Source organism: Pseudohaliea sp. (assembly GCF_054552115.1).
Genome location: NZ_JBTOLW010000005.1, coordinates 1 through 12,329 on the forward strand (window position 1 = coordinate 1; position 12,329 = coordinate 12,329).

General features: G+C 69.4%; 11 protein-coding genes. 4 read left to right on the forward strand and 7 right to left on the reverse strand.

The genetic code is table 11. The features are described 5' to 3' along the window. Positions 1-153: 153 nt before the first annotated feature. Entirely contained in the window at positions 154-609 is a 456-nt protein-coding gene (gene tadA / locus ACX93N_RS03895) for a tRNA adenosine(34) deaminase TadA (RefSeq protein WP_459427084.1), read from the reverse strand. A gap of 92 nt (positions 610-701) precedes the next feature. Between tadA and ACX93N_RS03900 the strand changes: the two genes are divergently transcribed. Continuing rightward, on the forward strand, positions 702-1,268 hold the full coding sequence (locus ACX93N_RS03900) for a hypothetical protein (protein ID WP_459427085.1): 567 nt from the start codon (positions 702-704) through the stop codon (positions 1,266-1,268). Positions 1,269-1,418: 150 nt separating this feature from the next. Here the strand turns inward: ACX93N_RS03900 and ACX93N_RS03905 are convergent, their stop codons facing one another. The 6 genes from ACX93N_RS03905 to ACX93N_RS03930 are packed head-to-tail and all read right to left on the reverse strand — an operon-like array spanning position 1,419 to position 8,651. Further along, positions 1,419-1,877, reverse strand: a complete 459-nt coding sequence (locus tag ACX93N_RS03905) for a DUF302 domain-containing protein (protein WP_459427086.1) — start codon at positions 1,875-1,877, stop codon at positions 1,419-1,421. Then, complete coding sequence (locus ACX93N_RS03910) at positions 1,874-2,920, reverse strand: hypothetical protein (protein ID WP_459427087.1); 1,047 nt, start codon at positions 2,918-2,920, stop codon at positions 1,874-1,876. The genes ACX93N_RS03905 and ACX93N_RS03910 overlap by 4 nt, the downstream gene beginning before the upstream one ends. Beyond that, a complete protein-coding gene (locus tag ACX93N_RS03915) occupies positions 2,917-4,293 on the reverse strand; it encodes a hypothetical protein (protein WP_459427088.1) in 1,377 nt (458 codons plus the stop codon). The genes ACX93N_RS03910 and ACX93N_RS03915 overlap by 4 nt, the downstream gene beginning before the upstream one ends. After that, positions 4,286-5,620 carry a DUF1552 domain-containing protein gene (locus tag ACX93N_RS03920; protein WP_459427089.1) on the reverse strand — a complete coding sequence of 445 codons (1,335 nt, stop codon included), beginning with the start codon at positions 5,618-5,620 and terminating at the stop codon, positions 4,286-4,288. The genes ACX93N_RS03915 and ACX93N_RS03920 overlap by 8 nt, the downstream gene beginning before the upstream one ends. Further along, positions 5,617-7,392: a DUF1588 domain-containing protein gene (locus ACX93N_RS03925; RefSeq protein WP_459427090.1), complete on the reverse strand. Its 1,776-nt coding sequence runs from the start codon at positions 7,390-7,392 to the stop codon at positions 5,617-5,619. Before ACX93N_RS03925 ends, ACX93N_RS03920 begins: the two co-directional genes overlap by 4 nt. Beyond that, the gene (locus ACX93N_RS03930; protein WP_459427091.1) at positions 7,392-8,651 is read right to left on the reverse strand and encodes a c-type cytochrome; all 1,260 of its coding nucleotides are present in this window, start codon (positions 8,649-8,651) and stop codon (positions 7,392-7,394) included. Before ACX93N_RS03930 ends, ACX93N_RS03925 begins: the two co-directional genes overlap by 1 nt. Before the next feature lie 276 nt (positions 8,652-8,927). On the opposite strand from ACX93N_RS03930, the gene ACX93N_RS03935 reads away from it, so the two are divergent. The 3 genes from ACX93N_RS03935 to hisC are packed head-to-tail and all read left to right on the forward strand — an operon-like array spanning position 8,928 to position 12,208. Next, positions 8,928-9,785, forward strand: coding sequence for a creatininase family protein (locus ACX93N_RS03935; RefSeq protein WP_459427092.1), 858 nt, complete (start codon positions 8,928-8,930; stop codon positions 9,783-9,785). Beyond that, positions 9,782-11,131: a YjiH family protein gene (locus tag ACX93N_RS03940; RefSeq protein WP_459427093.1), complete on the forward strand. Its 1,350-nt coding sequence runs from the start codon at positions 9,782-9,784 to the stop codon at positions 11,129-11,131. The genes ACX93N_RS03935 and ACX93N_RS03940 overlap by 4 nt, the downstream gene beginning before the upstream one ends. A gap of 9 nt (positions 11,132-11,140) precedes the next feature. After that, positions 11,141-12,208 carry a histidinol-phosphate transaminase gene (gene hisC, locus ACX93N_RS03945; protein ID WP_459427094.1) on the forward strand — a complete coding sequence of 356 codons (1,068 nt, stop codon included), beginning with the start codon at positions 11,141-11,143 and terminating at the stop codon, positions 12,206-12,208. Positions 12,209-12,329: the final 121 nt, after the last annotated feature.

Sequence of the window (12,329 nt, forward strand, 5' to 3'; positions counted from 1 at the left end):
CACCCGGTAGCCCGTCCAGCCGCCCAGCTTACCCACCGTCTTGCGATCAAACATTGCCGTGCCCCATTCCCATGCGGTCTCGGGCACAATACGGCGGGTGAGGTCAGGGGCTCAACGTCCCCGGAAACCTTCGAAGAACCTAAAAAAAGCGCCCTAGCGGCGGGCGCGGAAGAACCCGCGCAGGAGTTCACCGCTCTCCTCGGCGAGGGGTCCCTGGCGCCAGCTGACGCGGTGGTTATAGTGGGTGGCATCGAGGAGCCGGGCGGTACTGCAGACGGCCCCGGCGCGGGGCTCGAGAGCCGCGAAAACGAGTTCCGCCACCCGGGCGTGCACGAGCGCGCCGACGCACATGGTGCACGGCTCGAGGGTCACGTACAGCACGCTGCCGGGCAGGCGATAGTTGCCGAGGCGCTGGCCCGCCGCCCGCAGCGTAGTGATCTCGGCATGGGCTGTGGGGTCGCAGCGGGCGATCACGCCATTGGCGCCCTCTCCCACGATCGTGCCATCGCTGACCAGCACCGCGCCGATGGGGACCTCCCCGGCCTCTGCGGCCGCCTCGGCGAGCGCCAGGGCCCGGCCCATGAATTCACTGTCTCTGTCGACGGCCACCGCGCCGGCTCCCTTACTCTGCCAGGGCGCAAGTGTCGCACGGCGTCGCGGTTCGTGGCAGCGATCCGGCCGCTTCAGGTACGATCAACAGGGTGCGCCCTTTACCGACAGCCATCGGCACCCTGCTGCTTTGCACCGTGCTGCCGGCCTTCGCCGAGCCGACCGCCAACGAGTACAACGCCTACCTGGAAAAAGGCCCCTGGACGGCCATGTACCGACACTCCGAGGGCACCTGGCACGCCCGCCTGTCGCGACGGGCGGGTGACTTTACGCTGGCCTACCGCCGCGCGGACCTGTGCCTGGCCCGGGAACACCGGGTCAGCGTCCAGCAGGATCTTTTCAAAGGCGATGGCCTCTCCCTGGCGCACCGCCTGGAATACCGCGCCTTCAGCAACGCCGCGATCGACGATCACTGGCGCTATCGCCTGATTGCCGGCTACCGGCACCGGCTGACGGAGAACGTCGTGGCCTGGATCCGCCTGCAGCCGCGCCTGGCCTTCCCCGGCGGCCGGCGCCTCTTCGACGCGAGGGACCAGGTAGGCCTCGAGTTCCAGCTCGGCGCGCTGCGCATCTCACCGTTTTACGAGCGCTACGCCCTCAGGCGCTGGGATAGGCACGGCGGCAATGTCTTCGGGGTGCACGCGACCCTGCAGCTCTGACCGCGGCGAGTCCGCTTTCCAGTTACCACTCGCCTACCAGATAACGTTGATCATCGACACCGCTTTCATAGCCCTACCGTCCACCCGATTAGGGTCGGAAGCGGATTGTCACCCGGTTGCCAGGCGCGGCACCATCTGCCCGCTTCCCTGCTAGCGGGCAGCCTCACTCGCGATACCGTGCAGGGCACCCCGCATCGTTTCGAGGAGCGGCATGGACGGGTCTATGCCGTGACGCCCGGCGAGCCAGCGCGGGTCGTTCCAGCCGACGGTGACGCCGCCGTCCTTGTCCGCCCAGACCAGGTACTTCAGCGGTAGATCGATGCCAGCTGCGGGGGCCGCCTGCATCAGCGCCGTGCCGGCGGCAGGTTTGCCGAAAATCAGGAGTTCGCTCGCCGGCAGCGCCATCGCGACACGCTCGGCGCCGGCGCCGTGGTCGATCCGGGCAAAAATTGTGAAGCCCTGGGTCGTCAGGGCCTGCTGTAGGCGATCGACAGTGGCGGCGACGGGATGCTCGCTCTTCAGGGTTACCAGTCCCTCCCCCGCGTTCGCCAGGGCCCCGAAGACCAATGCAAGAGCCAGCATTCCCATTGTCAGCAGGGAGGCTCTCATGGCGATGCCTCCCGTGACGCGCCGTCAACGATATACACCTGTGTCATGCGCACATCGAGGGCGGTGGAGATGGCGGTGTTCTCGCCGGTCTCCGGGTCCGGGTAGGCGTCGGCGAGGCGGCGCAGGGCCTTGTAGAGGGAGATGGCGGAAATCTGCCCGTTGGCGAGGTGGTGCGTGGAGTCGTTGCGGATGAGCTGGAAATACCAGGTGTCGACGTCCGCGTAGCCGGCGAGCAGCCCCTCGGCGCTCGTCCCGTCGAGGCGCAGCTCGAAGCGCGCATCGCGGATGCGGTGGATCGACGGCACCTGCAGGTTCTGCCAGGGGATCACGAGTTCGTCGATGGGCTCGGTGGTCAGCACGCCGTCCTCAATGCGCCCGGGCGTCTCGCGGATCAGCGGCTCGCCCCAGCGGCGGTCCACGCGCTGCGTGCCGCCGGGCATGATCTCCTCGCCGGTGGCATCGGTGAGCAGCTCGTCGCGGCCGCGGTAGACGGTCACGGTGACGCTGTCGTCATCGGCCAGGCTGTCGACGCCGGTGAGGTTGATCATCATCCGGTTGTAGGCCTCGTCCTTGATGGCCTTGCTCTGGAAGATGTACTCCACGCCGTCGGGGCCGCGGAAGCCGATGATGCAGCCCACGGCGCGGTAGACGGCGTTGTCGATGCCGGGAGTCCCATCCGGGTGTTCGAAATCGTCGGGGCTGGTCTCGCCATCGAGGTCGAGGCCGTAGGCATAGGGCCCCTCCACGGTGTAGAACGGGAAGCCGTCCGGTTCCGCGGTCGGATGCCAGGTGGCGATCTCCTGCGCGAGCTGCGTTGCCTGGACATCGAGACGGTCCGGCTCGGGATACAGCGCCGCGAACTGCTCCCGCGGCCCGTCATTGAAGCCCTGCGGGCACTCGCTGGCGTCCTCGGTCTGGTAGACAGACCAGAACAGGTCCGTGAATACGTAACCGATGGTGCCGCCCGGCGGCCCTTCTGCCGCGGCGCCGCGCACACCGGCAAGCAGCAGCGCGACGACAAACAGCGCGGCGCGCGGCCTCACAGAATCCCCTGCATGTAATCGTCCCTCAGCCAGAAGGCGCGCAGGCCATTGCGCATGCCGCGCCATTCGCCGGTGCCGCCGCCGGCCACGTCACCGGGGCGGTCATCACCGCCGAAGGTGTACACGGGCCGGTCGCGGTAGGCCCAGACGCGCAGAGCCCCGGGCGCGTCGTCCGCGGCGAAGCGGCCCGTGCGCGGGTCGATGGTGACGATGGTCCAGGTGCGGTTCGGGCTCGTTTCCGCTTCACCGGCCGGTACATAAGGCCAGTGCGTGAGGCAGCGCTCCGGGTCGCCGCCGCCACACATGGCGAGGCGGTAGACCTGGGTATCCTCCGGGTGGTCGCAGGCGAGCTGGTCCGCCGAGTCGTCGGCACAGTAGTAAACATAGATCGTCCGGCCCTCGCGATCGGCGAGAACATTGCCGGCGAGCGTCGCCTGCACCGTAAAGCTCGCCGGCCAGGCCGGAGCGCGCTGCAGGAAGACGTTTTCCCAGCCGGGTACGTCGCTGCCCTGCCGGGACCAGGAGTGCCGGTCGAGGCGGTGGGTGTAGAGGGGCTGGCCGCGGAACACCCACTGGCGCACGCCCGGTGAGCGCTCCAGCAGCGTCCACTCCCCCTGCGCGGCGGCGAGCGCGGGGGCCGTCACCGGCGCCCAGCGCCGCAGGCAGGCGCCCCGGCAGGCCGAGGATTCCGCGTCGTCCTCCGCATAGGCGTAGACGGCATCATTGCTCGCCGTGGTCAGCATGCGGCCGACGCTCGTCGCCTTGACGGCAAAACCAGGCGGCAGCGCCGGCGGCGGCCCCACCGGTACGCGGTAGGCCGGGTCATCACGCTGGTAGCGCCGGCGGGTGCCACCGAGCACATCGCCCGGGCGGCGGTCGCGAACGGAGGTGTACAGCGGCTGCTCCTCGTAGGCCCACTGGCGGCTGCCGTCGCGCCGCTCAAGGATCGTCCAGTCGCCCACGGGCTCGGCGTCCTCAGCGGCCAGCACGGGCGGCCAGAGGTCCGTGCAGGCGGGCCGCTCGTCGAGTTCGGGCAGGGGAATACCCGCCGGGTAGGGGCTCATCAGGCCGGCGGTCACCGTGGTGGGTTCGCCGTAGCACGCCGGTGTTCCGGGCGCCTCGCCGCTGTAACCGTTACGCAGCACGTGCTGTGGCCACTCGTAAAGCGTGCGGCCCTCCGCGTCGGCGAAGACAGGGCCCTCGAGTTCGTTGACGATGACCTGGAAGCCCGGGGGCATCGGCACATCGCGCCAGGTCTGGGCATTTTCTTCACCCGCGACACCGGGCAGCGCCTCGCCGAGCGCCACTCCGGCAACAAGGACTGCGACCAGGGAAAGCAGGGCGCTGCGGCCGCGGGCACCGCACTCAGACAAGAATCTCACCGATCTCGCTGGCCGTCGTGTTGCTCTTGGTGCCCCAGCTGTCGATGTCGACACCCATGAGGCGCTGCGCCGTGTAGCCGAGGCGGCAGCCGGGTGTGCCGCCACCGTCGATGTGCAGGCCCGTGCGCACGCGGCCACCGGCCGTGCCCGCGCTGAACATGGGGATGCCCTCGATGGAGTGGATCTTGGCGTAGGACTGATCCGTGGTCGCATAGACGAAGGTGTTGTCCAGCAGCGTGCCATCGCCTTCGCGGAAGCTGGCCAGGGCCTCGACGAACCACGCCCATTCCTCCATCGCCCGGCGCGTGAACCAGGAAGTATTCGGCTGGTAGCCGAGCGCCGGATCGACGGCCTCCTCGTGCGTCGCCGTGTGGTGGGGCTTGTCGTAGCCGGGCCGCGTGGTGGCCGAGAAAGCCGAGGCATAGAACATGTTGAAGACCCGCGTCTGGTCGCAGGCCACGGCCATGAGCATCAGCTCGCCAAGCATGCGGTGCCGGCGGGCAACGAGATCCGCGTCGAGGCCGGCGGGCAGCTGCGGCGGCGGGTCGACGACCACGCAGGCCTCCCGCGGTTCCGGGCGCGTCAGCTGCAGATCGAAGCGGCGCTCGAGATCGCGCAGGCCGGTGAAATACTGGTCGAGGCGGGCCCGGTCTTCCGCGCCGAGGGACTTCTCAAGGGCTTTCGCATCCTCGCGCACGGCCGAAAGTACGCTCTTGCGCACCATCACCTTCGGGTCGGGCGTGAAGGTCTCGGCGTTCGGGTCCTGGAACCCCGCACCGAAGAGGCGCTCGTAGAAGCGCAGGGGCGACCACTCGGGTGCATTCACGGAATTGCCGCCCTCGTAGCTGAAGCTGTCGCGGACATCACCGGTGGCCGTCGCGCTGAGGCTGCGAAAGCGCGTGGCGTTGCCGAGCTTGCGCGCAATCGTCACGTCCAGGGTCTCCCCGGGGCGGTTCTCCCGGGTCATGGGTGCACTCCCGGAACGCAGGACGACCCATCCGGAGTGGTGGCACAGGTTGGGCGCGTCATCGCGGAAGACGTGGAAATTGGTGTAGAGATTGATGTGCTGCTGCACGGGGGCGAGCGCGGCGATCTCCTCCGGCAGGTCGAAAGCGGGGCCGGTGCGCTTCGGCACGAACACGGGTTCGCTCATGCCGAGGCCCCAGGACCAGGTGCCGAAGCGCTGGGGCACGGGCAGGCCGCTGGCGAGGGCCGAGCCGTTCTCGTTGAGGAAACAGTTGAGCAGGGGCAGACCCACCGTGACCGCGCCGCCGCCCAGTACGCCGCGCAGGAAGCGCCGCCGCGTGAACTTGCTCATCGAGTCGCCCCCGTGTCTCTCAATGCCAGTTGTGCTTCGGTGATACGCGCCGGCGCCGTGGGCGGCGGCTCGCGATCCAGCTTAACAGGTTCTGTCTCCGGCCGGAGCGTGCGGAAGGCGGGACTGGTCGCCAGGGCCTCGAGGAGCGCACGCAGCCGGTAGCCCTCATCGGCAAAGCGCTCCTCCAGCCAGGCCAGGGTAGGGCGATCGTGCACCGGTGACGGCGGTCCGCCGGTTCCCCAGGCATAGACCCGGTTCACCAGGCAGGCGGGCAGCTTGGGGTGGTTGCGCAGCGCTTCGGCAAGGCCCTCGACCCCGTCGTAGAAGACACCGTCGAGCTCGCCCGCGGTATCCAGCGGCGCACCGTTCTCGGTTTCACGGTACTGCCCTGCACCGTCGAAGTGCTCGAGGGCCAGGCCCATCGGGTCCGTGACCAGGTGACAGCCGGCACAAGAGGGATTGCTGTTGTGGGCGTCCAGCCGCTCCCGCGCGGTCTTCGCGTGGGCGTTTTCCTCCAGCGCGGAGAAGTCCACGTTCGGCGGCGGATCGGGCACCTTCTGGCAGAGAAGTTCCTCGCGCAGCGCCTTACCGCGCTGCGTCGGTGAGGAGCGAACGGCGTGGGAGTGCACGGCGAGGAAGCTCACCTGGGTGAGCAGGCCGATACGGGGACTGTCTTCCTCGAATTCATGGGGCGCCCAGCCCGGTTCCGCCGGCAGGTCGTAGACGACGGCCAGCGCCGGGGACAGAAAAGTGCGCCGGGTCGTGAAGAGGTCGCGGTAGTCCAGGTTCCGCACCAGCACATGGTCGACGATCGTGCGCAGCGTCTGCTCCCGGGCCTGCGCCAGGGTCGAGCCGGTCACCCGCGGGTAGACCATCGGGTCCTTGGCCAGGCTGTCGAAAGCGTCGAAGGCGAGCATGTCGTCAAAGAAGGCCCGCATGCCGGTTTCCAGGCGGCTGCTGGCGAGCATGCGCGTCACCGCCTCGCGAAGACCCGCCTCGCTGTGCAACGCGCCACTCGCAGCGGCATCCAGGAGCGCCGCATCCGGGGGACCGTTCCACAGGAAGAAGCTCAGTCGCGACGCCAGCGCGTAGCCGTCCAGGCGTCGCCGGCCGGGCCGCGCCGGGTCCGGCTCGCTGCGATCGGTGATGAAGAGGAACTCGGGGCTCAGGAGCACCGCCTCGAGGGCCAGCGCAAGGCCGGTGTAGAAGTCTTCCATTTCCTCCGCTGCGCGTCCGGCGCCGTCCACCAGCGCTGTAAGCCGCTCATCCGCCAGGGGCCTGCGCTGCAGCAGCCGCCCGGCCTCGCGCAGGAAGGCCTCGGCGCAGGCGGCATCGGCAGCGCCCGCATCCGCCGGGCGACAGGGCAGGAGAAAGGCACGGTGCGACTCATCCACGACCTTTGCCGCAATGGCCGCTGCGGAACGCTGGATCTGCGAGAGCTGGTCCGAGGTGAGACCCACGGCCGCCGCGCCGTTCGCGCGCAGCCCGGCCGTGCGCGACAGCGGGGGCATCGGCGCGAGCACGCTGTCGGCGATATCCGCGCCGAACACCGCCGCAATGCTATTGCGATACTGCTCGGCGGTCAGCAGCCGCGCGCGTTGCGCGGAGCCGGCGTCCGGCACCCCGGCGTCACCCCCCTGCACGCCGTCGCCACAGCCGGCGAGCAGCAAGAGCGCGCCGAGCAGGCCGGGCAGCACTGCGCGCATGCCGCGCAGTCGCAAGCCCCGTCCGCCTCTGCCCGCCGCGGTGATCGCGTGAGCTATCGCTGCCATTACCGCCCTCCTGCGCCGGCCTGGCGCTGCCGCTCGACCTGTGCCGGGGCAACGACACCCGCTGCATTGTCCCAGGTGTTGCGGATGTAGGTTGCCACCGCCGCTACCTCCCTGTCGTCAAGCAGGTAACGGTAGGCCTTCATGGGCTTGAGCCACTGCCGCGCGGGATCCGCACCGGCCACCTCCGGCCCGTAAAGGATGACGTTGATCAGCGATGCCGGGTTTGCCCCCTGCACCACCAGGCTGCCGCGATTCAGGCGCGGCGCCATCTCGGGGTCGCCCTCGCCCGAGGGCAGGTGGCAGGTCCCGCAGTGCAGGTTGTACAGCGAACGGCCCCGCCCCATGAGCTCCTCACCGGGCGCTTCCTCCGCCGCGCCGCCGCCCGCGGCTGGCAGCGCTTTCAGGTAGGTGGCCATGGCGTCGATGTCGGCCGGGTCGAGGTAGCGGGTGCTGTTCATGATGACCTCGTTCATCGGGCCGAAAGCCTCGAGGAAGGCGTTGCGCCCGGTGGCGAGGTAGGCCGTCAGATCCTCGTGGCGCCAGAGCGCGAGGCCCCGGGGATGGGCCGTCAGGTTCGGTGCGAACCACGGCCGGAAGCCGCCGCCCGGCACCCGGTCAAGGTACTCGCCGCCCGCGTGCCGCAGGTCGGCCTGCTCGGCCCCCAGCCGGTTGCGTGGTGAGTGACAGGCACTGCAATGACCCAGCGCCTCCACCAGGTAGGCACCCCGGTTCCATGCCTCGGAACGGGCCGGGTCGGGCTCGAAGGGCCCGGGTTCGTGATACAGCAGCTTCCAGGCCGCCAGCAGCGGGCGCTGGTCGAAGGGAAAGGCGAGCTCATTGGCCGGTGGCGTGCTCTCCACCGGCGGCACCGCGCGCAGGTAGGCCCAGATCGCGGACAGGTCCTCGTCGGTGAGCTGCGTGTAGGCAGTGTACGGGAACGCCGGGTAGAGATGCCCGCCATCCGGGCGCACGCCATCGCGCATGGCGGCGCGGAAGTCGGCCTCGGTCCAGTCGCCGAGACCCGTGGCCAGGTCCGGCGTGATGTTGGTCGAATACAGGGTGCCGAAAGGCGTTTCGAAAGCCACCCCGCCGGCCATGAAGGCTCCGGCGACGGCAGTGTGGCAGCTCGCGCAGTTCCCCGCCGTGACCAGGTAGCGCCCGCGCTCGACCGCTTCAGGCTCGGCGCTGCCAGGACTCGCTGCCGCTGCGCAGAGCACTGCCAGCAGCGGTCGGAGAAAATGGTAAAGCCTTGCGAACACGGGTTGGGGAGAACCTCTTCGACGTCACCGGATTGTGAACACCGGCACGACGCCAGGCCATCGCGGGTGCTGCGGGGGTTGCCGCATTAGGCGTTGTCGGCTGCCGCCTGTCAATACGCGGGCCGGCAGCGCGCTTGGCGGCAGGCCGGTAATCGGTAGTATGCTGCGCGCTCCCGATGGCCCGGCAACGAGATATCACCCTTGCATCCTGCCAACCCGCTACCCCCGCCCCCCTCCGCGCGCCCCGCTGCCCGCTGCAGCACCCGCCTCACTGCTGTGCTGGCGCTCCTCGCCGCCCTGGCTCCCCTGGCGAGCGGAGCCGACGAGGCGGGCGACGCCCACACGCTCGAAGCGGCGCTGGCGGCGCCGAGACCGATAGCTGCGGGCGAGTCACCGTGGCTCGAGGAACTGACCTGGATGGAGATCCGCGACCGCATCGCCGCGGGCACGGACACGGTGATCATTCCTACCGGCGGCATAGAGGAGAACGGCCCCTACCTCGCCACGGGGAAGCACAACCTGATCCTCGAGGCGACCTGCCCGGTGATCGCCGGAGCCCTCGGCAACGCGCTCTGCGCGCCGATCGTGAAGTTCGTCCCGGAGGGGCGCATCGATCCGCCCGAGGGCGCCATGCGCTACCCCGGCACCATCAGCCTGACACCGGCAACCTATGAGTCACTGCTCGTCGATATTGCCCGCAGCCTGAAGCAGGCGGGGTTCCGGCATATCGTGCTCATTGGCGACAGCGGCGGCAACCAGGCCGGCATGGCCGCCGTCGCCGAGCGCCTCGGCGCCGCCTGGGCCGGCAGTGGCACGGCGATCCACTTCGTGCGCGAGTACTACAACCCGGGCTGGTCGGTCACCGAGGATTACACGCGCCAGACGCTGGGCGTGCGCGAGACGCGCCACGACGGCTACCATGACGACATCTGGGTGACGGCCATGATGATGGTCACGGACCCTGCGCAGGTGCGCTTCGACGAGCGCGTACAGGCGGGGCTCGCCAGCATCAATGGCGTATCCCTGGAGCCCCTCGCGGATACCGTGGCCCTCGGCCGGGCGATGATCGACTTCCGCGCGCGCTTTACAGCAGACGCCATCCGCCGGGCCATCGCCGCCCATGGCAACCCATGACTGACCGGGGCGATGCCGCCGCGGCCCTGACTCCGGGGGCCGTCCTGCGCTTCGCGCTGCCGTCCCTGGCGAGCCTGCTCCTCTTCCTGGTGCCCTTCCGCATCGACGGCGAGAGCACCATCCTCGTCGCGGAACTCGCGGCGTTCCTGCGGGAGGGGCTGGCCCCGGTGCTGCCGGTGCTGATCCTGGTCATCGCCGGCGTTTCCGCCCTCGCGAGCCTGGTGCTCAGCCTGCGCCGCCGGGAGCGGGGCCTCGCGGGCAGGCTGTTCTGCGTGCGCTGGTACTGGGTGCTGCTGCGCCTGGCCGGCGCGGCCATCGCGGCCATGGTGCTTTTCGGGGCCGGGCCCGAGTTCCTGCGCGGCGACAGCACCGGCGGCACCATGGTGCAGCAGCTGGTACCGAACGTCATGACGCTGTTCCTCGCCGTGATCTTCCTGCTGCCCCTGATGACGGAGTACGGGATCATGGAATTCACCGGCGTGCTGCTCTCGCGCTTCTTCCGCCGACTCTTCCGCCTGCCCGGGCGCGGCGCCATCGACGCCATGGCCTCCTGGCTCGGCGCGGCGCCGCTGGGGGTACTGGTGACCATGCAGCAGTACGAGCGCGGCAGCTACAACCGCCGGGAGGCACTGAGCATCGTCTCTTCCTTCTCCCTCGCTTCGGTCGCCTTCTGCCTGCTCATCGCCTCCATCCTGGACATCACGGCGATCTTCCTGCCCTTCTACGGTTCCGTGGCGATCGTCTCGGTGGTGCTGGCGATGGTCGTGTGCCGGCTGCCGCCGCTGTCGCGCGTGCCGGAAACCTACCACCGGAAGAGCAGCAATGAAGAGGCGGTGCCCCCCGGTGAATCGCTAGGCCGCTGGGCCCTGCTGCAGGCCGTGGACCGCGCGGCCCACGCCTACCCGGTGAAAACGCAGGTGAAGCACAGCGCGGTGCGGCTGCTTGACCTCTGGTTCGGCCTCATTCCCACGGTCATCGCCATCGGCACCCTCGCGCTGGCGCTGGCCGAGTACACGCCGGTCTTCACCTGGATCGCCTGGCCTTTCGAGCAATACCTCGCGCTTCTCGGGGTGCCCGAGGCCACCGCCGCCGCACCGTCCATGGTGGTGGGCTTCGCCGACATGATCCTGCCCGCCGTGCTCGGCCAGGGCATCGAGAGCGAGCTGACGCGCTTCATCATCGCCGGCATTTCCGTCACCCAGGTGATCTACCTGTCGGAGATCGGCGCGCTCCTCCTGCGCTCGAGCATCGAGACCAGCGTCGCGCAGCTCGCCGGCATTTTCCTGGTACGTACCGTGCTCGCCCTGCCCCTGTTCGTTATCCTCGGCCACCTGTTCCTGGACTGACCCCTGCCCATGTCAACCGCCAAGCACGATCTCGCCTGCCCGCACCTCGCGGATCTCACGCCCTACCAGTCGGCGCGCCGCATCGGCGGCAGCGGCGACCTGTGGCTCAACGCCAATGAGTCCCCGTTCCCCCGCGAGCCCATGACCATGGATGTGTCGGAGTACCACCGCTACCCCGACCGGGGCCCCGGCGAGGTACATGCGGCCTATGCACGCTACGCGGGCCTGGAACCGGCGCAGGTGCTCGCCCTGCGCGGCGCCGACGAGGCCATCGACCTGCTCGTGCGCGGCTACTGCCGCGCCCGCCGCGACCGCATCCTTCTCTGCGGACCGACCTACGGCATGTACGAGAGCTGCGCCCAGGTGCAGGAAGCGGGCGTCGTGGACGTGCCCCTGGCCGCCGACGACAGCCTGGACCTCGACGCCATCCGCGCCGTGGAGGACGTGCGCGTGGTGTTCCTCTGCCACCCCAATAACCCTACCGGCAACGCCCTGCCCTGTGAGGAGCTCGAGGCCGTCATCAGGCATTTCGCCGGCCGCGCCCTCGTCGTAGTCGACGAGGCCTATATAGAGTTCTGCCCCGAGCGCAGCACGGTACCGCTGCTGGCCCGGCACGATCACCTCGTGGTCGTGCGCACGCTGTCCAAGGCCTTCGGGCTCGCGGGCGTGCACGTGGGTTTCCTGCTTGCGGGCGCCGCCGTGATGGACACCATGCGCAAGATCGTCGCGCCCTACCCCCTCGCCGACCCCTGCGCACAGATCGCCCTGCACGCGCTCTCGGGCGAGGGCATCGCCCGGATGCGTGCCGAGGTGGAGCAGCTGGCGGCGGAGCGCGACCGGTTCGCCGAGGCCCTGGCCAGGCTGCCGGGTGTCGTGGAGGTAAGGCCCAGCGCGACCAACTTCGTCACAGCGACCTTCCGGGCGGTAGACAGCGCCTGGGAGGCGCTTCTCGCCGCCGGCATCATCGCCCGGCGCCTGCCGCATCCGCGGCTTGCCGACGCCATCCGCTTCACCATCGGCACCGCCGCCGACATGGCGCGTGTCCTGCAGGCGCTGGCGGACCTGCCCGGGCGCTGACCAGGGCCGGGCGCGATGGCATGACGACAGCCGCACTTTCATGATCTGGCGCAATGCCTTGCGGTCTTTTTTGAATAAAATTAAGGATTTTCCGAAGCGCTTGTGCGAAGAGGTTGCACCG